Annotated in this window: 26 protein-coding genes; 18 read left to right on the forward strand and 8 right to left on the reverse strand. The window is 68.8% G+C overall.

What is annotated here, in order from left to right:
• The first annotated feature begins 162 nt into the window (after window positions 1-162).
• The 8 genes from LT965_RS03615 (at window position 163) to LT965_RS03650 (ending at window position 5,090) form a co-directional block, all read left to right on the forward strand.
• Window positions 163-1,002, forward strand: coding sequence for an RAD55 family ATPase (locus LT965_RS03615; RefSeq protein ID WP_232702649.1), 840 nt, complete (start codon window positions 163-165; stop codon window positions 1,000-1,002).
• Between the two features lie 42 nt (window positions 1,003-1,044).
• Window positions 1,045-2,031, forward strand: a complete 987-nt coding sequence (locus LT965_RS03620) for a hypothetical protein (RefSeq protein WP_232702650.1) — start codon at window positions 1,045-1,047, stop codon at window positions 2,029-2,031.
• Window positions 2,024-2,569 carry a DUF8135 domain-containing protein gene (locus LT965_RS03625; protein WP_232702651.1) on the forward strand — a complete coding sequence of 182 codons (546 nt, stop codon included), beginning with the start codon at window positions 2,024-2,026 and terminating at the stop codon, window positions 2,567-2,569. The genes LT965_RS03620 and LT965_RS03625 overlap by 8 nt, the downstream gene beginning before the upstream one ends.
• Before the next feature lie 8 nt (window positions 2,570-2,577).
• Window positions 2,578-2,892 (forward strand): transcription factor S, encoded by a 315-nt coding sequence (locus LT965_RS03630; RefSeq protein ID WP_232702652.1) that lies wholly within the window; start codon window positions 2,578-2,580, stop codon window positions 2,890-2,892.
• Window positions 2,893-3,007: 115 nt separating this feature from the next.
• Window positions 3,008-3,376, forward strand: a complete 369-nt coding sequence (locus LT965_RS03635) for a hypothetical protein (RefSeq protein ID WP_232702653.1) — start codon at window positions 3,008-3,010, stop codon at window positions 3,374-3,376.
• A gap of 2 nt (window positions 3,377-3,378) precedes the next feature.
• Window positions 3,379-3,516 carry a hypothetical protein gene (locus tag LT965_RS03640; protein WP_232702654.1) on the forward strand — a complete coding sequence of 46 codons (138 nt, stop codon included), beginning with the start codon at window positions 3,379-3,381 and terminating at the stop codon, window positions 3,514-3,516.
• Window positions 3,517-3,590: 74 nt separating this feature from the next.
• The gene (locus LT965_RS03645) at window positions 3,591-4,598 is read left to right on the forward strand and encodes an NAD(P)H-dependent flavin oxidoreductase (RefSeq protein ID WP_232702655.1); all 1,008 of its coding nucleotides are present in this window, start codon (window positions 3,591-3,593) and stop codon (window positions 4,596-4,598) included.
• Between the two features lie 60 nt (window positions 4,599-4,658).
• Window positions 4,659-5,090: an NUDIX domain-containing protein gene (locus LT965_RS03650; protein WP_232702656.1), complete on the forward strand. Its 432-nt coding sequence runs from the start codon at window positions 4,659-4,661 to the stop codon at window positions 5,088-5,090.
• Here the strand turns inward: LT965_RS03650 and LT965_RS03655 are convergent.
• From LT965_RS03655 to LT965_RS03665, 3 genes are all read right to left on the reverse strand, one after another.
• Window positions 5,084-5,944 (reverse strand): ZIP family metal transporter, encoded by an 861-nt coding sequence (locus LT965_RS03655; RefSeq protein WP_232702657.1) that lies wholly within the window; start codon window positions 5,942-5,944, stop codon window positions 5,084-5,086. The two genes, LT965_RS03650 and LT965_RS03655, sit on opposite strands and share 7 nt — an antisense overlap.
• A 69-nt stretch (window positions 5,945-6,013) precedes the next feature.
• Window positions 6,014-6,688 (reverse strand): SDR family oxidoreductase, encoded by a 675-nt coding sequence (locus tag LT965_RS03660; protein WP_232702658.1) that lies wholly within the window; start codon window positions 6,686-6,688, stop codon window positions 6,014-6,016.
• A 51-nt stretch (window positions 6,689-6,739) separates the two neighbouring features.
• Complete coding sequence (locus LT965_RS03665; protein WP_232702659.1) at window positions 6,740-7,561, reverse strand: rhodanese-like domain-containing protein; 822 nt, start codon at window positions 7,559-7,561, stop codon at window positions 6,740-6,742.
• A gap of 123 nt (window positions 7,562-7,684) precedes the next feature.
• Between LT965_RS03665 and LT965_RS03670 the strand changes: the two genes are divergently transcribed.
• Window positions 7,685-8,554, forward strand: coding sequence for a DUF6159 family protein (locus tag LT965_RS03670; protein ID WP_232702660.1), 870 nt, complete (start codon window positions 7,685-7,687; stop codon window positions 8,552-8,554).
• 23 nt (window positions 8,555-8,577) lie between these two features.
• Here LT965_RS03670 and LT965_RS03675 read toward each other — a convergent pair whose 3' ends face one another.
• Window positions 8,578-8,952, reverse strand: coding sequence for a cupin domain-containing protein (locus tag LT965_RS03675; RefSeq protein ID WP_232702661.1), 375 nt, complete (start codon window positions 8,950-8,952; stop codon window positions 8,578-8,580).
• A gap of 88 nt (window positions 8,953-9,040) precedes the next feature.
• Between LT965_RS03675 and LT965_RS03680 the strand changes: the two genes are divergently transcribed.
• The 5 genes from LT965_RS03680 (at window position 9,041) to sugE (ending at window position 12,857) form a co-directional block, all read left to right on the forward strand.
• Window positions 9,041-9,727 (forward strand): HAD family hydrolase, encoded by a 687-nt coding sequence (locus LT965_RS03680; RefSeq protein ID WP_232702662.1) that lies wholly within the window; start codon window positions 9,041-9,043, stop codon window positions 9,725-9,727.
• A gap of 192 nt (window positions 9,728-9,919) precedes the next feature.
• On the forward strand, window positions 9,920-10,459 hold the full coding sequence (locus LT965_RS03685; RefSeq protein WP_232702663.1) for a hypothetical protein: 540 nt from the start codon (window positions 9,920-9,922) through the stop codon (window positions 10,457-10,459).
• A 109-nt stretch (window positions 10,460-10,568) separates the two neighbouring features.
• Window positions 10,569-11,759: a redox-regulated ATPase YchF gene (locus tag LT965_RS03690; protein WP_232702664.1), complete on the forward strand. Its 1,191-nt coding sequence runs from the start codon at window positions 10,569-10,571 to the stop codon at window positions 11,757-11,759.
• A 41-nt stretch (window positions 11,760-11,800) separates the two neighbouring features.
• Window positions 11,801-12,460 (forward strand): glycosyltransferase, encoded by a 660-nt coding sequence (locus tag LT965_RS03695; RefSeq protein ID WP_232702665.1) that lies wholly within the window; start codon window positions 11,801-11,803, stop codon window positions 12,458-12,460.
• A gap of 67 nt (window positions 12,461-12,527) precedes the next feature.
• On the forward strand, window positions 12,528-12,857 hold the full coding sequence (gene sugE, locus LT965_RS03700; RefSeq protein ID WP_232703609.1) for a quaternary ammonium compound efflux SMR transporter SugE: 330 nt from the start codon (window positions 12,528-12,530) through the stop codon (window positions 12,855-12,857).
• On the opposite strand, the gene LT965_RS03705 is transcribed toward sugE, so the two are convergent.
• Both LT965_RS03705 and LT965_RS03710 read right to left on the reverse strand, forming a co-directional pair.
• Complete coding sequence (locus LT965_RS03705; RefSeq protein ID WP_232702666.1) at window positions 12,858-13,103, reverse strand: hypothetical protein; 246 nt, start codon at window positions 13,101-13,103, stop codon at window positions 12,858-12,860.
• Between the two features lies 1 nt (window position 13,104).
• The gene (locus LT965_RS03710; protein WP_232702667.1) at window positions 13,105-13,800 is read right to left on the reverse strand and encodes a hypothetical protein; all 696 of its coding nucleotides are present in this window, start codon (window positions 13,798-13,800) and stop codon (window positions 13,105-13,107) included.
• 101 nt (window positions 13,801-13,901) lie between these two features.
• On the opposite strand from LT965_RS03710, the gene LT965_RS03715 reads away from it, so the two are divergent.
• The 3 genes from LT965_RS03715 to LT965_RS03725 all read left to right on the forward strand — a co-directional run bounded on the left by LT965_RS03715 (window position 13,902) and on the right by LT965_RS03725 (window position 16,649).
• The gene (locus LT965_RS03715) at window positions 13,902-14,732 is read left to right on the forward strand and encodes a polymer-forming cytoskeletal protein (RefSeq protein WP_232702668.1); all 831 of its coding nucleotides are present in this window, start codon (window positions 13,902-13,904) and stop codon (window positions 14,730-14,732) included.
• Between the two features lie 92 nt (window positions 14,733-14,824).
• A complete protein-coding gene (locus LT965_RS03720; protein ID WP_049938454.1) occupies window positions 14,825-15,109 on the forward strand; it encodes a translation initiation factor eIF-1A in 285 nt (94 codons plus the stop codon).
• Window positions 15,110-15,359: 250 nt separating this feature from the next.
• Window positions 15,360-16,649 (forward strand): hypothetical protein, encoded by a 1,290-nt coding sequence (locus tag LT965_RS03725; RefSeq protein ID WP_232702669.1) that lies wholly within the window; start codon window positions 15,360-15,362, stop codon window positions 16,647-16,649.
• Between the two features lie 39 nt (window positions 16,650-16,688).
• Here LT965_RS03725 and LT965_RS03730 read toward each other — a convergent pair whose 3' ends face one another.
• Window positions 16,689-17,630 (reverse strand): hypothetical protein, encoded by a 942-nt coding sequence (locus LT965_RS03730; protein WP_232702670.1) that lies wholly within the window; start codon window positions 17,628-17,630, stop codon window positions 16,689-16,691.
• A 114-nt stretch (window positions 17,631-17,744) separates the two neighbouring features.
• On the opposite strand from LT965_RS03730, the gene LT965_RS03735 reads away from it, so the two are divergent.
• Window positions 17,745-19,337 (forward strand): FAD-dependent oxidoreductase, encoded by a 1,593-nt coding sequence (locus LT965_RS03735; RefSeq protein ID WP_232702671.1) that lies wholly within the window; start codon window positions 17,745-17,747, stop codon window positions 19,335-19,337.
• A gap of 91 nt (window positions 19,338-19,428) precedes the next feature.
• On the opposite strand, the gene LT965_RS03740 is transcribed toward LT965_RS03735, so the two are convergent.
• On the reverse strand, window positions 19,429-19,932 hold the full coding sequence (locus LT965_RS03740; protein WP_232702672.1) for a YciE/YciF ferroxidase family protein: 504 nt from the start codon (window positions 19,930-19,932) through the stop codon (window positions 19,429-19,431).
• Window positions 19,933-19,945 lie beyond the last annotated feature (13 nt).

Raw genomic sequence — 19,945 nt, forward strand, 5'->3', positions numbered from 1 at the left:
GGCTTGCTCGAACGGTGACTGGAGGGAACCGTGAGAGCCGCAGCCGTCGAGCCAGTCGGGGCTTCCTGGGAGTTCTCTGTGGTGTCGTGGCCGACAGTGTGAGAGACACCAGCGACCCCCTGACGGCAAAAGACGTAAACGCTACCCACGCGAGTCGGGGGTATGGCGACGATTCCGTTCGGCGTCTCGCGGCTGGACGGCCGCATCGGCGGCGGTGCGCCCGAGGGGAGCGTGGTGCTGCTGTCGGGGGAGGCCGGTGCGGGGGCCCGGGAGTTCGTCTACACGAGTGCGGTGCTGAACGGCCTCCAGTCCGCGGACCAGGAGCTGTTCGACCTCCACTACGGCGACCTCCACGGGAACGCTGTGGCGCCCGAGGAGATCCACTACGTGTCGTTCACGGCCGACGAGGCGGAGCTCCAGCGGGAGATCTCGTTCACGATGGACGAGGAGATCGTGACGTCCGGGCTCGACGCGGTGGAGTTCGCGGACCTCTCCCCGGAGTACTTCCAGTTGAGTCCGGTGCCGCGGGCGTGGTACTCGGGGAAACACCAGACCATCGCGGACCTCGGACAGACCGGCGACGACCGCCGTGACGTCCTGGAGGCGTTCGCGGACTACCTCGACGAGCACGCCCAGGGCAGCCTCGTGATCGTGGACTCGCTGACCGACCTCATCGGCGCGCGCAAGGACGACATGGATTTCAGCGACATCGTGTTGACGCTGAAGGGGTTGCGGAAGGCCGCCAGCGATTGGGACGGCCTCATCCTGTTGCACCTGGCGCGGGACGCGGTCACCGACGAGGAGTTCGGGAGCCTGATGACCTCCGTCGACGGCACCGTGCAGTTCGAGTGGGAGCGCGGCGGCAACGAGCGCGTCCGGACGATGTTCGTCCGGGAGTTCCGCGGCGTCCTCAGTCGACTGGAGGAGGAGGACATCGTGCAGTTCGAGACGGAAGTCCACGATGCCGGCTTCGACGTCACCGACGTGCGGAAGATACGGTGAGGCACCGAACGGTTAAGGGAGGTGGGGTCCAACACCGGTTGAATGGCCGACGGAACGTCGGACGCGGCCGGGGGGCCGAGCCTCGAGGGGGCGGCCGCGGAGTGGCTCGCGGAACGAGCCAGCGACGCAGACGTCAGCGAGAAGGTGCTCCTACAGCGAATCGTCGGCGCGTACCGGGCGGCGACGGAGGACGCCGACAACGAGTTCGTCACCGACGACGAGTTGCGCGAGCAGGTGGGGGACGTCGAGCGGGAGTTCGACGAGAAGATCCAGGACGTCCGCGAGCGCGTCATTCAGGTGAAACGCGAGGCCGACGGGAAGGCGACCGCGGACCACGACCACGCGGAGGTCTCCCAGCAGGCCGCGGACGCGGTGGCGGCCGCGGAGTCGGCGCAGGCCGAGGCGGGAGTGCTGGCCGAGGAGGTCGACCGGCTCGCGGACCGCGTGGACGCTGGCTTCGACAACTTCGAGGAGGTGCTGTCGTACCTCCGGGACGAGACGGACGACCTCGACGGGAAGGCGACGACGCTGGCGACCGCGGTGCTGTCGATGCGGGAGTCCGTCCGCTCGCTGGCGGCGGCCGAGGCCCGCCGGGAGCGCGCCGAACAGCTCCAGCGCGAGGCGAACGTCTCGGGCGTCCAGAACGCGGACTGCGACGCCTGCGGGCAGTCGGTGACCGTGGCGCAGCTGTCGGCGCCGGAGTGTCCGTTCTGCGCGGAGAGCTTCGAGGGCGTCGAGGCGAAGACGGGGTGGTTCGGCAGCCACACGCTGGTGACCGGACGGAAGCCGGCGCTGACGGCGAAGCGGTCGTGGCTCGACGACGACGGCGAGAGCGACTCCTGGCTCGGTGGCGACACGGAGACTCTCGAAGCGATGGCGACCGGAGCGGACGACGCCGGAGAGACGGACGACGAAGCGACGGACGCCTGGGTCGAGGAGGCGGACGTCGACGACGCGGTGGACGTGACGGCGGCCGAACCCGTCGACAGCGAGGCGACGGACGGCGGCCGGGAGGACCCTGATGACTGACGAACACCAGGCGGACACACCGGACGGCGAGGAGGACGACGAGCCGTCGGGCGAGCGCTCGCCCGGCGAGATCGGACCCGGCACCACCGCGAGCGACCCGCCCGGAGCGGACGCGGGCGAGAGCGCTGCCGCGGAGTCAGCTCCGGACGACGGCCGCGACGAGGACGCTCCGCTGTCGGACCTCCGTGAGGACGTCGACGAGCGCCGCGAGCGCGAGGACGACTTCGACGCGCTGTTCGACGAGGTGAGCGTCGGCGACGTCGACGAGGAGTCGGTCTGGGAGGCGCTCTCCGCCTCGGCCGACGACCCGCTGTTCGTCACGGAGTCCATCGAGGACGATAGGGAGGTAACCGTCGTGGAGAAACGGCTCTGTCACGGCTGCGAGCACTTCGCGGACCCGCCGCACCTCGCCTGCAACCACGAGGGGACGACCATCGAGGCGGAGGTGGACACCGACCACTTCCGCGTCGTGGACTGTCCCGTCGTCGCCGAGCGCCGCGAGGAGGAGGCGGGTGACTTTTCACCCGACGATTCCTAACGGGAGCTATGCAGTTCTGCGACGACTGCGGCTCGATGATGCACAAGCAGGGCGAGGAGATGGTGTGTTCGAGCTGCGGCGCCGTCGAGGAGAGCGAGGCCGACGGGGGGTTCGTGGAGACGGCCGCCCAGGACACCAGCGACGTCATCGAGACGAGCGAGGACGCGAACTTCGAGGGGAAGCCGACCGCCGAGGAGACGTGTCCGGAGTGTGGCCACGACACGGCGTGGTACACCATCAAGCAGACCGGGAGCGCCGACGAACCGCCGACGCGCTTCTTCAAGTGCAAGGACTGTGGCGCGCGCTGGCGGGATTACAGCTAAGAGGGATTTCCGCCGAGGTTCTCTAGAAAATATAGCGACACCCACCTAGAATCCCCGGATATCCGTGGATTCTCGCGAAAAAGCATTTACGTCAAGAAGTCGTCTTTTCAGTCGAATGATGTTCGAAGATGATGGCTCCGAAGAAACTAACCCCATCATAGATCGACCAGCTGCGGAGGACGATTCTTTCGAGGACCCGATAGGCGACTTAGACCTCGATATTGGTGATTCTGGCATCCCTGTGGCCGGGGAAGGTGACGTTGAAGAAGTAGATGATGTGGACGAAGAGGGTGTGCTGTGTGACTGTGACCCGGAGTACCGACACCCCGAAACAGTCCTTAAGGAGAGGGGTGCGTCATTGGGAGGACTCGGTGGTCAGTTCGCTGAGGAAACTACCGTCATTATCTGTACCAACTGCGGGACTCGGTTCTATGAGAACGAGTCCTACCGGAACGACAACAGCGGCGCTGGCTCGCTAATATAATCATGGAGAAGATAGTTGGAGCAATCGGTACTGCGCTCTCGCTGTACTTCATCTTCGACTTCTTCTTCTGGAATGGTGGTCTCGTGAACCCCAGTATCTTCACCCGTCTCGAATCGGTAATGATGCTACTCCCCTTCTGAGAGGGAACACAGCCACGTAGATTGTAAGGTTTGGACGCCGAACGTTCAAACCACGACGCGCCGTCAGTACCACCGTGGCACTCTCGACCGCCCTGACTGAGAGACTCGGAATCGACGTCCCCCTGGTCCAGGCACCTATCGGGAGCGCGACGAACCCCGAACTCGCGGCCGCCGTCGCCGACGCCTGTGCGCTGGGGATGCTCGCGGTGACGTGGCTGGACCCCGAGGAGGCCCGCGCGGACGTGGCCGACGCGCTCGGCCGGACGGACGGCACCGTCGGTGTGAACATCGTCGTGGACGACGCCGCGAAGGACGTGCCCACCGAGGAGCACGTCGAGGCGTGCCTGGACGCGGGCGCGGAGGTGATCTCCTTCTCGTTCGGCGACGCGGCGCCGTACGTCGAGCGCGTCCACGACGCCGGCGGAATCGTCCTCCAGACCGTCGGGAGCGCCGCGGAGGCCCGCGAGGCGGAGGCTGCAGCCGTTGACGTCGTGGTCGCGCAGGGGTGGGAAGCCGGCGGCCACGTCCAGAGCGAGGTGGCGACGCTCCCGCTGGTGCCGCGTGTCGTGGACGCGGTGCCCGACACCCCGGTTATCGCCGCGGGCGGTATCGCGGACGGCCGTGGCGTGGCCGCAGTGCTGACGCTCGGCGCGGCGGGGGCGTGGCTCGGGACGCGGTTCCTCGCCGCGGCGGAGGCAGACGTCCACCCCGACTACCGCGAGCGAGTGCTGACCGCCGACGAGACGGGGACGACCTACGGCACGGTGTTCGACGAGGGGTGGCCCGAGGTCCCTCACCGCGTGCTCGACAACGAGACGACCGAGTGCTGGGGAGCAGCGGGTCGCCCCGACGAGGCGAAACCCGGCGCTGGCGACGCCGTCGCCGAGTCCCCCGACGGCGAGCCGATCCGTCGCTACGAGGACTCGCTGGCGGTCCCCGGAACCGAGGGCGACGTGACCGAACTGCCGCTGTACGCGGGCCAGAGCGCGGGCCTCACGATCGAACGCCGGCCTGCGGGCGAAATCGTCGAGTCGCTGGCGGGGGAGACCTGTGCGGCGCTCGACCACCGGCCGGAGTGCTGACGGAGGCCCGGTCGCTCCCCGACTCGAAATCTTCAGGCCGGATGGCGCCGAGGCCCATCCATGGACGAGTACGCGTACGTCGTGAACGTCGATGCGGCAGTCGTCAGAGACGACGAGTACCTCGTGGTCGAGCGGAGCGCCGAGGAGGACCACGCGGCGGGCACGCTGGCGTTCCCCGGTGGGAAGGTCGAGCAGACCGAGGGGTTCGACGCCGTCGAGAACACCGCGCGTCGTGAGGTCCGCGAGGAGACGGGCGTGGAGGTCGGCGCCGTCGAGTACGTCTCCAGCAACGCGTTCGTCGCCGACGAGGGGACGCAGTGCCTGAACGTGGTGACGTGGTGTGAGTACGAGAGCGGAGAACCCGAGGCCCGCGAACCCGAGGAGGTGGCCGACGCGTTCTGGCTGCCGTACGAGGCGTTCGGCGAGCGCGAGGACGTGCCGGAGTACATCGCGGCGTTCGCCGAGCGGGTCGAGGAGCGCCGCAGTTACTGAAGGAGGAGCCAGGCGGCGGCGACGACGAGGCCACCGGTCGCCGTCGAGAGGACGGCCTGCTCGCGGAGGTCGTCGAGGAGCGTGTGGTCGTGTTCGTGGCCGGCGCGCGTGGCGGCGTCGTGGACCTCGCTGCCGGTCTCGCAGTGCGGGAGGAAGTCCATCGCGACGTGGAGGAAGATGCCGGCGGCGAAGCCGAAGACGACGGCGCGGAACGTCGGGTCCGTGGGGAAGGAGAACAGCGTGACCGTGAGCGCGGCGAGGCCGACGCCGGAGGCCGGGAGGAGAAGCATCGCGGGCGAGCGGTCGCCCCGGACGAGGCGGCGTGCCGCGGCGTAGCCCGCGGGGCCCTTGTGGGAGACGATGGCGAGGCCGAGCAGCGGGCCGAGTTCCGGCATCGCGGTGTAGACGACGCCGATGATGGAACCGGCGGCCAGCGAGTGGGCGGTGAGTTCGGCGCTAGTGCGGTCCAGGGGGAGGTCGAAGTGCGTGAGAAGGTGGCCGACGGTGTGCGCGGCGAAGCCGACGAGGATGCCGGCGGCGACGCCGAAGCCGCCGGGTTTGGGGGCGTAGCCGATAGCCTGTGGCACGAGGAACACGCTGGCGCTGGTGATCATCGCGCCGCTGGCGAGGCCGTACCCCCAGACCAGACCGGTGGGGTGTTCGCTGCTCGCGCGGGCGCCGAGCGCTGCTGCACCGGCCATCGCGGCGAACGCGACCCACGAGATGCCGAGCAGTTTGACGGGCGCGTCGCCGACGAGGACGTACGCGGACAGCAAGACGAACCCGAGTGTGCCGAGGACGCCGAGGCGCGAGGTGTTCGCGCGGACGGCACCGACTGACTGAGTGACCGACATTCAGTTATTAATCTACTAGCCTTCGTTAATAGCCTGTCGGTCGGCAGCGTTCCGGACCGCTCCGCCCGTTCAGGCCGTCGAACGCTTCCACTCCGCGAGTCCCAGCACGCCGCCGTCGAGTTCCTCGGGGACGGACGCCGCCCACGTGAACAGCGGAGCGACTTCGTCGGGGGCTCGTCCACCCATCCCGTGGAGGTCGGTGTCGACCGCTCCCGGGTCGACGAGGCCGACGGCCTGCTCGCAGTCCGCGGCGAACTGCCGCACCACGCCCTCCGCGGCCGCCTTCGACGCCGCGTAGACGCCGTACCCGGGCTGGGCCTCGCGGGCGACGCTGCCGGTCGGAACGAGCACGCGGCCGTCGGCGTCCATGTGTGGGAGCGCCTCGCGGACGGCCGCGAACACGCCGCGGGCGTTCGTACGCATCGTGTCGTCGAACGCGCTGTACGCCGTCTCGCCCAGCGGCGTCGCACCGGCGTCGCCGTGGTAGACGGCGGCGCAGGGGACGACGACGTCGATGCCGGACTCCTCGCCGGCCTTCGACGCGTGTTCCATGAACCGCTCGACGTCGAACTCGTCGCGCACGTCCGTGCGGAGGGAGACGCCGCCGAGTTCGTCGGCGAGCGCCGCGATCGCGTCGCTGTCCCGGCTCCCGAGTGCGACCGTCGCGCCGTCGTCGGCGAACGCTCGCGCGATCGCCTCGCCGAGGCCGCCGGACGCCCCAGTCACCGCTACCGTGGTTGCCATGCAGGGAGAAGAACCGCGAGCTGCCTAAACCTCCCGGGACGAGCCTCGTCCCTACCCGGTGAGCACGCCGGTCGTCAGTTCCCCGAGCGGCCGCGTCACGTCGAACTCCGGCGTGGCGACGTGGATCGGGGTCTCCTCGTCGACGTCGTAGAACCGGAGCGTGAGCGAGAACGTCCCGTCGTCGGCGACGGGGCCCGCTTCGCGCTGGCCGGACGCCTCGTGGGTCGCCCAGACGTTCTCGCCGGCGTAACGCGCGGCGACTTCGCCCTCCACGACGGCCGCCTGTGGGTCCGAGAAGTCCGTCCCCCGCATCGGGTCGTCGTTGTCGTACCACGGCCCGAACCCCTCGTCGATGGCGTAGACGTTCGAGAAGCCGGCCTTCTTGAGGCCCGCGGCCCGCACCGAGGAGAGGTGGTGGGGACAGCGGCAGTAACAGACGACGCGGTCGTCGTTCGGCCAGCCGTTGATGGCGCCACCCTGGGACCCACGGACTGCGGGACTGTTCACCGCGCCGAAGATGTGGGCGCGCTCGTACTGTTCGAGCCCGCGGGCGTCGACGAACCGGGCCTCCCGCCTGCGGTGCCAGTAGCGGGCGACGTCGATGGGGACGAGCGTGACCGTCTCGCCGTTGGTCGACAGCGTCGAGAACTGGGACTCGTCGACGGTCCGCTCGGACGTGTCCTCCGCGTACTCGGGCGGGTAACCGTCGCCGGGCGTCTCGTCGGTCGGGAGCTGCTGGTTCGCGGTGAACGACGTGTCGAGGTTGCCCGGGTGGTTGACGGTCCCGGACGACGAAGAGCCGAAGAGACCCGTACAGCCGGCGAGAGCTGCGAGCGACCCCGTGCTCGCGGCGAGGAACGTGCGGCGGTTCATATCCCCGTATTGGGGCGACTCCTTGAAGGATTATCGGTAGCCGGCGTAATCGGTCGCGACTCCGTTCGCACCGCCTGCGAACGTCCACAAACTGACTTGGCCCCTCCTCTCCTATCCCAGCGTATGTCTGTTCGTCGACGACTCGGGACCGGACTGCGGCTCGCGAGAGACAGCCTCGACGTGCTCCGGGACCACCCGAACCTGCTGTGGTTCCCGGTCTTCGCGGGGCTCGCGGGACTGCTCTTCCTCGTGGTCGTGCTCGGGAGCACGTTCGGCCTGCTCCCGTTCGCGGCCGCCGCGAACGTCTCGGACGCCGTGGCGTTCGCCGCCGTCGCGGTGGCCATCCTCGGGAGCACCTTCGTCGCGACGCTGTTCACGGCGGGCCTGATGTTCGCCGCCCGGGAGGCGATGCACGGCCGACGGCCGTCCGTGCGCGGCGGCCTGCGCGCGGCGTGGGAGCGCAAGTGGACCCTGCTCGCGTGGGCCGTCGTCAGCGCCGTCGTCGGCGTCGTCGTGCGCGCCCTCCAGGAGTCGAACAACGTCGGCGCCGCCGTCGTCGGCGTGCTGTTCAGCGTCTCCTGGGCCGTCGTCACGTACTTCGTCGTCCCCGTCGCGGTCTTCGAGGACGAACCAATCACGGGGCTCTTCGGACGGAGCGTGGACATCGTCCGGGACACGTGGGGCGAGTCCCTCGGCGCGGAGTTCGGCCTCGGCTTCGTCCACCTGCTCCTGTTCGGCAGCGTCGCCGTCCTCGCGGTCACCGTCGCGGTTCTCACCAGCCCGTTCGTCGGGGTCGTGTTCGTCGGCCTGCCGCTGGGCGTGGTCGCGTTCGTCGTCGCGTCGACGCTCAACGGCATCGCGAAGGTCGCGCTGTACGAGTATGCGACCGGCGGCGACCCGCCGCGCTACTTCGAGAACGTCGACTTCGACGTCGGTAGCGAGGGCGGCGAGAAGCGGTCGTCGGCGCTCGGCGGTATCCGGCGCGGCATCTGAGGAGACCCGAGAGAGCGGCGGGCCTACACTCGTTCGACGTCCTCGACGGTCCGGTCGCTCTCCTCGGCGGTCCCAGTGTTCGTCGTGCCCGCCGGTTCGAAGAGGACCACCTCCGTCTCCTCGTGGGCGACCGGGCGGTGTTCGACCCCCGCCGGCGCGACGGTGAGGTCGCCCGGACCGAGGTGGACGGCGTCCTCCCGGCCGTCCTCTCGGTACTCGATGGTGAGGTCGCCGTCGAGCACGTAGAACAGTTCGTCGGCGTCCTCGTGGGCGTGCCAGACGAACTCGCCGTCGAGGCGCGCGACCTTCACGTGCTGGCCGTTCAGTTCCGCGAGCAGGCGCGGTTCCCACGTCTCCTCGACCGAGTCGAAGGCGTCCGCGAGCGAACGTGCGTCCATGCACGAGGCTGGCGCCGGAGGCGAAAAAGCAGTTCGCCCAGGGCCCGACCACGAAACGTCTTTAGTGGGGTTCTACGAATCCCCGTCCGTGCACTACGACGCAGTCGTCTTCGACAACGACGGCGTACTCACCCACCCGACGCCGGTCGAGGTGCTCCGCGAGGCGACGGCCGAGGGGTTCGCCGCGGTGGGCGTCGACGACCCGTCCCCCGACCACGTCGACCGGATGACCCTCCACGTCACCCCAGAGGGCCTCCAGACCGTCAGCGAGATCTACGACGTCGACCCAGAGCGGCTCTGGTACGAGCGCGACGCGGCGTTCTCCCGGCGGCAGGTCGCGGAGATGGAGGCCGGCCGGAAACCGCTGTACGAGGACTACGCCGCCGTCGGCGACCTCGAGGTCCCGTGTGGCATCGTCTCCACGAACCAGCACCGCACCATCGAGGAGATCCTGGACTTCCACGACGTCCGCGCGCACTTCGACACCCACTACGGCCGCGAGATGGAGGCCGAGAGCCTCCACCGGAAGAAGCCGAACGCCCACTACCTCGAACGCGCCCTGGAGGACCTGGCGGTCGCCCCGGAGCGCACGCTGTTCGTCGGCGACAGCACCAGCGACGTGGAAGCAGCCAGGAACGCGGGCACGGACGCCGCGTTCGTCTGGCGGGACCACCGCGCCGACTACTCGCTCGACGTCGACCCGGATTACGAACTCGACTCCCTCCACGACCTCCACGAACTGCCTCCGACCCCGGAGGACCGGCGAAGCCTTTAAGACCCCGGCGAACGAATTATTAACTGGAAACAGCCCGCGTAATTAAATCGCTGGTTTCTTCTACGAGGTCCCCGCAGCAGTAGGTACGGCGCTCGCACCGCCGAGATTGGAGTCCCTACACGCGACGCACACGCCCACCCACCGACGACGGCACCGCGACACAGCCACACCCCACGGACACGACCCACGCCAATGACACCGCCCACCGATTCGGCCGACAGTTCCCTCGCACCGATCACCGACGCGGAGTCGCTCCGAGACCGCAGCGACGTCCCGTTCCACGACGACGCGGACGACGTCCCCGCGGAGACGGTGGACGCCGTCGCCGGCCTCGACGACCTCGCGGTCGTCGGCGTCACGGACGACGACGGCAGCGTCCTCCTCCGCCGCCTGACCCCGGACTGTGAACTGAAACTCCCCGTTGAGAGCGTCGGCGACGACGAGGACTTCGTCGCGGCCGCCCGGGTGGCGGTCGAGGACGTCGTCGGCCTCCCCGTCGAACTCGACGCCGTCGAAGGCGTCTGGACGTTCGAGGCACGCGAGGCGGACGGCGACCGCAGCGCGACGCGGCGGTTCGTCGTCTTCGGCGCGACGCCGGCGGTCGACACGGCCGGTGTCTCGCTCCCGACCGACGACTCCCCCGGGACGGACGCACCCGCGGAAGCCGGCTGGTTCGACGAGTTCCCCGAGGACGGCGAGAGAGCGCCCGGCACCGACCTGTTCTTCGACTGAACGGCCGGTCCGCATCCGCGTTCGGGGGCCGCGTCGGCCCCCGTGCGACCCGTTCGCAGACGGGAGACAGGTAGCAATCCGTTTGTACGCCGGTCCACTGTCTCCGGCAATGAGCTACAAGGTCGGTCTCGTGGGCAAGCCCTCGGTGGGGAAGTCCACGTTCTTCAACGCGGCGACGATGAACGACGTTCCAGAGGGAGCGTACCCGTTCACGACCATCGATCCGGCGGTCGGCGAGGCGTACGTCCGCGTCGACTGTGCGGCCCCCGACTTCGGGGAGACGTGCACGCCCTCGACGGGGTTCTGCGAGGACGGTGTCCGCTTCGTGCCGACGAAACTCGTCGACGTGGCGGGGCTGATTCCCGGCGCCCACGAGGGCAACGGCCTCGGCAACCAGTTCCTCACCGACCTGAACGAGGCGGACGTGCTCGTCCACGTCGTCGACTTCTCCGGGACGACGGACATCGAGGGCGAGCGCACGGAGGGCCACGACCCCCGCGAGGACATCGACTTCCTCGAGGACGAACTCGACCAGTGGTACCTCGGCATCCTTGAGAAGGGCATCGAGCGCTACGAGAGCCAGCACATGGCGGAGACGGAACTGGAGACGGAGCTCGCCGAACAGCTGAGCGCGTTCCGCACGAACGCCGACGAGATCAAGCAGGTCATCCTCTCGCTGGGCCTCGAACTCGACGCCGACGAGTGGGACGCCGCCGACCGGACCGAACTCGCCCGCGAGATACGCAAGCGCACGAAGCCGATGGTCGTCGCGGCGAACAAGATGGACACCCCGGAGGCGCAGGCCAACTGGGACGAAATCACCGCGGACGACGACTACGACCACCTGGAGTTCGTCCCCGTGAGCGCACACGCCGAGAAGGCGCTCAAGCAGGCCGCCGAGGACGGCGTCGTCGACTACCGTCCCGGCGACGACGACTTCGAGATAACCGGCGACGTGAGCGACGAGCAGGCCGCGGGGCTCGAAGCCATCCGCGAGTTCGTCGCCGAGTACGGCGGCGCCGGCGTCCAGCGGGCCGTCGAGGCGGCGCTGTTCGACGCGCTCGGAGTCAACCCCGTCTTCCCGGGGTCCGCGAACGGCCTCGGTACCGCGGACGGCCGCGTGCTCCCGGACGTCTTCTTGCTCCCCGAGGGCGCGACCGCCGAGGAGTTCGCGTACGCGGTCCACTCGGACATCGGCGACGGCTTCCTGCACGCCAAGGACTGCCGCGCCAACCGGCAGATAGCGGCCGACCACGAACTCGCCCCGCGGGACGTCGTCGAGATCGTGTCCACGAACTGACGCCACAAGCGTTACGCCCGCGGCACTCGACTCTACAGAGGATGACGCCGCCGACGGCGAGTTTCGTAGTCCCGACGTTGAACGAGGTCGACTACCTCCCGGCGACGCTGCGGAGCATCCGGGCGCTGGAGACGGACGTCGACTACGAGGTGGTGGTGGCCGACGGCGGCAGTACCGACGGCACCCGTCCGCTCGCCCGCGAGCACGGTGCGTGTGTCGTCGTCACCCAGTCGAGGGGCATCGCGGTCGGGCGGAACGCCGGCGCTCGCGCTGCCGACGGGGAGTGGCTGGCGTTCGTCGACGCCGACACGGCCGTGCGCGCCGACTACCTCGACCGGATGCTCGCGTTCGTCCGCCGGTCCGGCGTCGCGGGGGCGTCCTCGCGGTGTCGGGTGACGGACTGCTACCGCGGGAAGGCGATGCAGGCGTTCGTGAACCACCTGTTCCCGCTGTTCGAGCGACCCGTCCTCCCGGGGTTCAACACGTTCGTCCGGCGGTCGGCCTTCGAGACGGTCGGGGGGTACCCGACGGTCGGCAACGAGGACACGGCGTTCAGTCGGGCGCTCGGTCGGGAGTTCGACACCGAGTACTGCCCGGACGTGCTCGTGGAGACGTCCGGCCGGCGATTCGTCGAACAGGGGTTGGCTGGCGCCGCCGCCCACTACCTCTCCCTCGACGTCCAGCGCGTGCGCGCCACCTGAGGCTGTCGGGGGAAGAGGTACTGGGAGAATCGACGGGTTGAGGGGTGTTCCCCGCGTGGCGTCGGGCATGTCCGCGTGGCTGGTGCTGTTCGTGGCGGGACTGTTCGAGGCGATGTGGGCCATCGGCCTCGCGTACACCGACGGGTTCACCGAACCCGTCCCGTCGGTGCTCACGCTCGCTGCGATGGCCGTCTCCGTCTACCTGCTCGCGCAGGCCGTCCAGGAACTCCCGGTCGGCACGGCGTACGCGGTGTGGACGGGCATCGGTGCCGTCTCGACGGCTATCCTCGGTATCTACCTCTTCGACGAGTCGACGTCCGCGCTCAGAGTCGGCTGCATCCTGCTGGTCGTCGTCGGTATCGCGGGGTTACAGGTGACCGCGAGCGGGCACGCCTGACTACGCGTCCAGGCGGACGGCGTCGCGAGTGCGCTCGGCGACCAACCGGGACGGGAGTCGCTCCGCGTCGCTGGCGCTCCACTCGAGGGACCGGAGGGTGTCCTCGGGCGCGTCCGCCGAGACGTCCACGCGGAGGGCGTCGGCTTCGACACCGCTGACGGTGCCGACGACACGGTTCTCGTGGTCCAGCACCGGCAGTCCGACGGGGCGGTCGTCGGGTCGGGCGGCGGGGGAGATTCGGATCATCTCAGTTTTCGAAGACGACCTCGCGGACGGCCACGTCGGTGACCGTGGGGGTGCCGTCCTGCCCGCGTGCCCACGTGAGGTCCGGGCGCACGTCGTACAATTCGCCACCGCCCTCGAGTTCCAGCGTCGCGGTCTCGCCCTCGGCGAACCGACGTGCGACGTCCGCTCGCGCACCGTCGCCGAAGCGGTTCATCCCCTCCGTCCCCTTCCCGCTGCGGACAGCGACGACCTCCACGTCGAGGCCCTCGGGGCCGGTGTGGAGCGCGACGCGGAGCGGGACGCGCTGGCTCTCGCCGTCGCCGAGCACGAGCACCGCGTCCTCGGCGTCCTCCAGGCGGTCGATCTCGTCGTCGAGCGTCTCACCGACGAAGCCGGGCACCGACTCGCTGACCGAGGAGAGCACCCGTTCGGCGATGCGCTCGCCGAACTCGGGGTCGAACGGCGAGACGTCCTCGGGGTCGCGCCGGCCACGACTCTCGCCACGGTGGTCGTGGGGCGCGCCACGGTCCCGCTGTGACCGTCGGTCCCGGCCGTGTGCCCGGGGTTCGGGTGTCTCGGGGGTGCGGGGCGGTTCGGGGCTGTCCCGGAGGCCGCGACGGAGCGCGTCCTCCCAGGAGAGGTCGAGGGCGTCCTTCCGCCGCTTCAGGCGCTCGAACACCTCGTCGTCGTCGATGGAGATCCGGATCTGTCTGCTCACACTCCCACCCAGCCGCCACAGCACCATAAATGTGCGTGTCGACTCACACTCGACTCACAACGATGGCAAGATTGATGGGGGTGGCCGTTGCAGACAGTCACATGGGAGACACGATTCGCGGCGAACGCATCAGCATCGACGGCGCCGGCTCGTACGACGAGGTGGACTGTGAGACGTTCAACGTCAACGGGACGGGCAAGGTGTCCGGCGACCTCTACGCGACCACGGTCGACGTCGACGGCACGGCGAAAGTCGGCGGTCGCGTCGACGCGGTAGACCTCGACGTCGACGGCACCGCGAAGGTCGACGGCGACGTTCGCGGGGAGACCGTCGAGGTGGACGGGACGGCGAAGTTCGCGACCAACCTCAGCGCCGACCACCTGGCCGTCGACGGCACGGCGAAGGTTGGGGGCAACCTCGACGGGCACGAGGTCGAGGCCGACGGCACGCTGAAGGTGAGCGGGAGCCTCGTCGCCGCCGACGCACAGATCGACGGGACCGTGAAGGTCGGCGGCGTCACCGACGCCACCACGCTCGCGATAGACGGCACGGGGACGTTCGGCGACGTGAACGCCGACGAGTGCTCGGTCGCGGGGAGCGTCCGCGCCGACAGCGTCTCGGCCCGAACGGTCGACGTCACGGTCGAGGGCCGCTCGACGGTCGGGTCGGTCCGCGCCACGGAGGTCAGCGTGCGCCCAGGGGACGGCTCGCGCTCGCTCGCGAGCAAACTACTCGGCGGGGACGGCGAGCGCGTCTTCGAGGTCGACACCGTCGAAGCGGAGTCCGTCGAACTCGACGCGACGCGCGCGGGGACCGTGGTCGGCGACGTCGTCACGCTCGGACCGGACGCCGAAGTGGACGTCGTGTACACCGACGACCTCGACGCCGCAGACGCGACCGTCGGCGACGTCCGGCCCCGCGAGGAGTACTAGCCGAAGGACGCCTCGTCGGGCGATTCTGCCACCTAGTCACTTGCTATCACGTACATCCGATAACTTAACCGTGGGCCGTTCCTAGAACGGGTGTGAGCGAAGAATCAGGGCGCCGGAACCTCCGGATGCCCAACGGAGACGAGCTTTTCGCCGTCGTGACGGAACACAACGGCGGGAATCACGTACGCGTGCAGTGCGAGGACGGAGAGAACCGAATGGGGCGGATCCCCGGTCGAATGAAGTACCGAACCTGGATCAGCGAGGGCGACGTCGTGCTCGTGGAGCCGTGGGACTGGCAGGACGAGAAGGCCAACATCGAGTGGCGCTACTCCGAGCAGGACGCCGACCAGCTCCGCGACGAAGGCCACATCAACTAGTCCGCCGGGCCACCGGCAGATTCTCTGCGTTCTTTTTCTCGACGAGCGACGGCGCTGTCGCGGCGAGCCCGCACCGACGGCCACAACGCTTACACGGAGGGTTCGCCATCGAACGGCGTTATCAGCCCGTCTAACCCCAGGTACGGGTGGTAAGCTTGCCATTACAAACCAGTAGCCTGCCGTCTACGCGGGCATGCCTGGAAACCGGCGTCCAAGCACGCGAACGACGCGACGCTCGTTCCTCGGAGCCGTGGGACTGACCGCGGCCAGCCTCGGATTCACGTCGCGGTCCACCGCGGCAGCCGACGACCAGTTCGTCCTCGAACAGGGCGACCGATGCGTCCCGCTGACGCCGCTCTCCGGCGCCACGCCCGTCGAGGAGCTCTACCAGTGGGGCCTCGACCAGTACGACTACAGCGCCACTGGACTCGTGGAACTGGAGCGCCCGGAGACGAGCATCTGCTTCCTCTACGACGGCCCGAACGGCCTCAGCCTCGTGCTCGTGCACGACAAGTACGGGGACGAGACCAACGGCGGCTCCGTCACCTTCGAGTTCGCGGGGCTGCCCCTCGACGGCCGGTGGGTCGTCCAGGACGACTTCTACGACGGCGATTCGAACTACGACCGCTGGGCCCGCGACGGCGACACCGCGACCGTCGACTGGACGTGGGGCGACAGTCGCACCGACGGTGGCGTCTTCCGCGGCCTCGGCGGACAGCCAGACCTCGAACTCCGGATCACGCCGTCGTTCAACGCAGCGGCGGCGCTCGACGGCGAGTACTACGACGGCGAGATCACGGACTGGCAGGTGCTCTCCGGCTCACTCGACGCGCCGGACCGGACCTCGCTCGCACTCGACGAACCCGTTGTCATCCGGCGGGGGTCCTGCTCGACCGACGGCACGGGCGGGGACGGCAGCGACGGCGGTGACGGCGGTGACGAAGCAGACGGCAGTGACGGCGGCGATGGAAGTGACGGTAGCGACGGCGACGACGGTGGTGATAGCAGCGACGGTGACGACGGGAGCGATAGCGACGACGGTAGTGACGGAAGCGACAGTGACGACGGGAGCGACAGCGAGGAGGAAGAAGCAGAGGAGGACCACGAGGAAGAGGAGGACGAAGAGGACGACGAAGACGATGACGACGACGAAGACGATGACGACGACGAAGACGATGACGACGATGACGACGATGACGACGAAGAAGACGAAGAAGACGATGACGACCACCCGGGGGAGGGCAAGGGCCACGAGAAGGGGAACGGCAAGGGCCACGAGAAGGGGAACGGTGAGGGCCACGACAAACACGGCGACCACGACGACGAGGAGTGGGAGGAAGCCAAGGAGGAGTGGAAAGAGGAAAAACGGGAGGTAGAAGAGGAGTTGGAGGAGGCCAAAGCGGAGTGGAAGGCAGAGAAGCGGGAGGGGGACGAGGACTGGAAGGAGGCCAAAGCAGAGTGGAAAGAGGAGAAGGAAGAGGCAAGAGCGGAGTTGAAGGAGCTGAAGCGGGAGTGGAAAGCGGCGACCGAAGACGACTAGCTCGAGGGCGAGTCGGCACCGACCACAGACGGCTGGCGGTCAGCCGACTGGTTCGAACTCCGCGCCGCGTCGCTGGCCGTCGCGGTGCTGTTCGAGGTAGTACGTCACGCCGGGCTGGTGTGCGGCGCCGACGACGAGGTGGACCGTGTCGGCGGTGCTGTGGTAGACCGCGTAGTCGGCCATGCGCTCGTTTCTCGCGTGAGTTAGCAGTTCCAGGGCCGGGTCGTGGCGGCGGAGCCACTCGCGTTCGAGTGGCTGGGGGAGGAACGCCCGCCGGTAGTAGTCCTGGAGGTCGCCGAGCTTCGTCGGGTCGTCGGCGGCCGCCCGGGACTTCGAGAACGACGCGAAGTCCATCCCCGTCGAGACGTCCTCGTGGCTCATGAGGAACGTCGACGCCACGTCACCGAGCGTCGCCTCGAAGGACTCGCCGTAGAGGTGGCGTCCGGAGTCGATGAGCGAGAAGACGGCGTCACGGAGCTCCGTGGTCAGCGAGTCGAGGTTCGTCGACAGCCCGGCGAACGGGACGTCCAGCGCGTCGTACACGGGTGGGTCGCTGTCGAGGGACGCGCAGCGCTCCATCGCCCAGGCGTAGTCGTCCATCTCGTAGACGTCGTCGAACGACGAGAAGTACATCGAGCGGACACCTTGCTCGACGTAGACGGCCGCACCCGCGTCGAGGAACCGGTCGACGTGCTGGCGGAGGAACCGGCCCTCGGCCCGCGTGTCTGCGTGCGTGATGCCGTGTACGCAGAACGTCTGTCCGTCGACACCGACGCGGTTGCCCGGTAGCTGGTCCGAACTCGCGTCGGCGAGCGCACGACCCTGGAGGTCGAACCACTCGCGTTTGGCCGCGAAGTAGGCGTCGTGGACCGACGCCGCGTCCGTCTCCGCGGCGAGGGCGGCGAGGCTCTCCGCGGACCGTATCGCCGCGAGGCGGGCTCGCTCTCCCGCGTTCAACCTCGAGCCGGAGCCGGCAACCATCACCGAAAGTTGCCGACGGTCGATAATAAATCGTGGCCCACCACGGAACTAACCTTATTGGCCGAGCCGCCGTTTTTCGCACCCGACCGGGCCGAGGCCCCCCGGCGAGCAACCATGAACTCGGAGCACTCTGACTCGACGGTCGGCGGACAGCACAGGTCCATCTGGCTGGAGACGAGCCCGGAGACCGCCTACGAGGCGCTGGACGGCGGAACGCGGGTCGACACGGTCGTCGTCGGGGGTGGCATCGTGGGCATCACGACGGCGACGAAACTCGCCGCCGCCGGCCAGACGGTCGCCGTCGTCGAGCGCGACCGGATTCTCGCCGGCGTCACCGGCCACACGACGGCGAAGCTCACGTCACAGCACGGCCTCGTCTACGACTACCTCCTCGAGACGTTCGGCGAGGAACGCGCCCGCCAGTACGCCCAGGCCAACCAGCACGCCATCGACGAGATCGAGTCGACCGTCGAGGGCCGCGGCATCGACTGTGACTTCGAGCGCGTCCCCGCCTGCACCTACGTCGAGTCCCGCGACCGCCGCCAGGCGGTCCGCGACGAGGTGGAGGCTGCCAGACGGCTCGGGCTCCCGGTGTCGTACACCGAGTCCACGGAGCTACCGTACGACGTGGCGGCCGCCGTCGAGTTCGATGAGCAGGCCCACTTCCACCCGCGGAACTACCTGCTCGAACTCGCCCGCGACCTCGTCGAGTCGGGGAGCTACGTCTTCGAGGAGACGCGAGCTCTCGACGTCGAACCCGGGAGTCCGTGTCGCGTCCCCACCGACCGCGGGGAGGTCGTCGCCGACGACGTGGTGGTCGCCACCAACTTCCCGTTCTTCGACGAGGGGCTGTACTTCGCTCGCCTGGAGCCCAAGCGCTCGTACGTGCTCGCCGCGCGCCTCGCCGACGACCCCCCGGAGGCCATCTACTACCGCCAGAGCGACCCCTACTTCTCCGTCCGCCCGCACCCCGCTGGCGACGAGTCGCTCGTGCTGTTCGGCGGGCAGAACCACAAGACCGGCCACGAGGACAGCGGCGTCGACCGCTACCGGAAGGTCGAACGGGAGGCGCGCAACCGCTTCGACGTCGAGTCCGTCGAGTACCGGTGGTCGACCCAGGACTACAAGTCGGTCGACAGGGTGCCGTTCGTCGGGAAACTCGCGCCGCACACGAAGCACGTCCACGTCGCGACTGGGTTCGGCGGGTGGGGGCTCACGAACGGGACCGCCGCGGGGGTCGTGCTCTCCGACCAGATTCTCGGCCGGGAGAACCCGTGGACGGACGTCTACAAGCCGACGCGGTTCAACGCCACCGCCTCGACCAGGGAGCTCCTCAAGCACAACACGGGCGCGATGAAGCACTTCTTCGGTGACCGCCTGAAACACCGCACCAGCGGCGTCCGGGTCGACGTCGACCGCGGCGAGGCGCGGATCGTCGACTCCGAGGACGGCCCCGTCGGCGTCTACCGCGACGAGCGCGGCGAGTTGCACACCGTCTCGGCCGTCTGCCCACACATGGGCTGTCACGTGGAGTGGAACGACGGCGAGGAGTCCTGGGACTGTCCCTGCCACGGCTCCCGCTTCGACTACGACGGACGCGTCGTCCACACGCCGGCGATCGAGGACCTGCGCACGTACGGCGAGCAGGAACTGGCGTCAATCGGCGTGGGAGTCACCGGAGAGCAGTCCGCCGAGGGCGACGACTGACGGTCTCGCGGGCGCACCGACTCGACGGCCCGTGCTCTCCGGGTCGCTCGGCTGAAGAAAAACGAGTGGTCGTCGGGCGCCGTCTCGGCGTTCAGTCGGCGGCCGACTCCATGACGCGCCCGTAGTCGAAGTCGTCGACGTGCGAGGACAGCTTCTCGAGGGCCGCCTGTTCCTCCTCGAGGTTCTCGTGGAGCAGGTCGCCCGCCTCGTCCATGCCCAGACGGTCGGCGAGCAGCGCCATGTTGCCGTAGGCGGCGATCTCGTAGTGCTCGGTCTTCTGGGCCGCCACGAGGTTGTGGAGGTCCAGTACCTCCTGTGCCGGGTCCTCCTCGACGAAGTCCTCGTGCTCCTCGAGGAGCCCCTCGATGCCCTCGCACTCCTCGGTCTCCGGTTCCACGCCGACCATCTCGAACACCTGTTCGAGGCGGTCGATGTGGCCCTCGGTCTCCTCGCGGTGTTCGCGGAACGCGTCGGCGATCTGGTCGTCGTCGGTCTGCTCGGCCAGTTCGTCGAGCGCGTCGAGGAGCTCCGTCTCGGCGTAGTAGATGTCTTCGAGGTCGTGCACGAACAGCTCTCGGAGGTTGGATACGGTCATGGTAACTCGGGCG

It is taken from the genome of Halobacterium wangiae (assembly GCF_021249345.1).
Classification (GTDB): domain Archaea; phylum Halobacteriota; class Halobacteria; order Halobacteriales; family Halobacteriaceae; genus Halobacterium; species Halobacterium wangiae.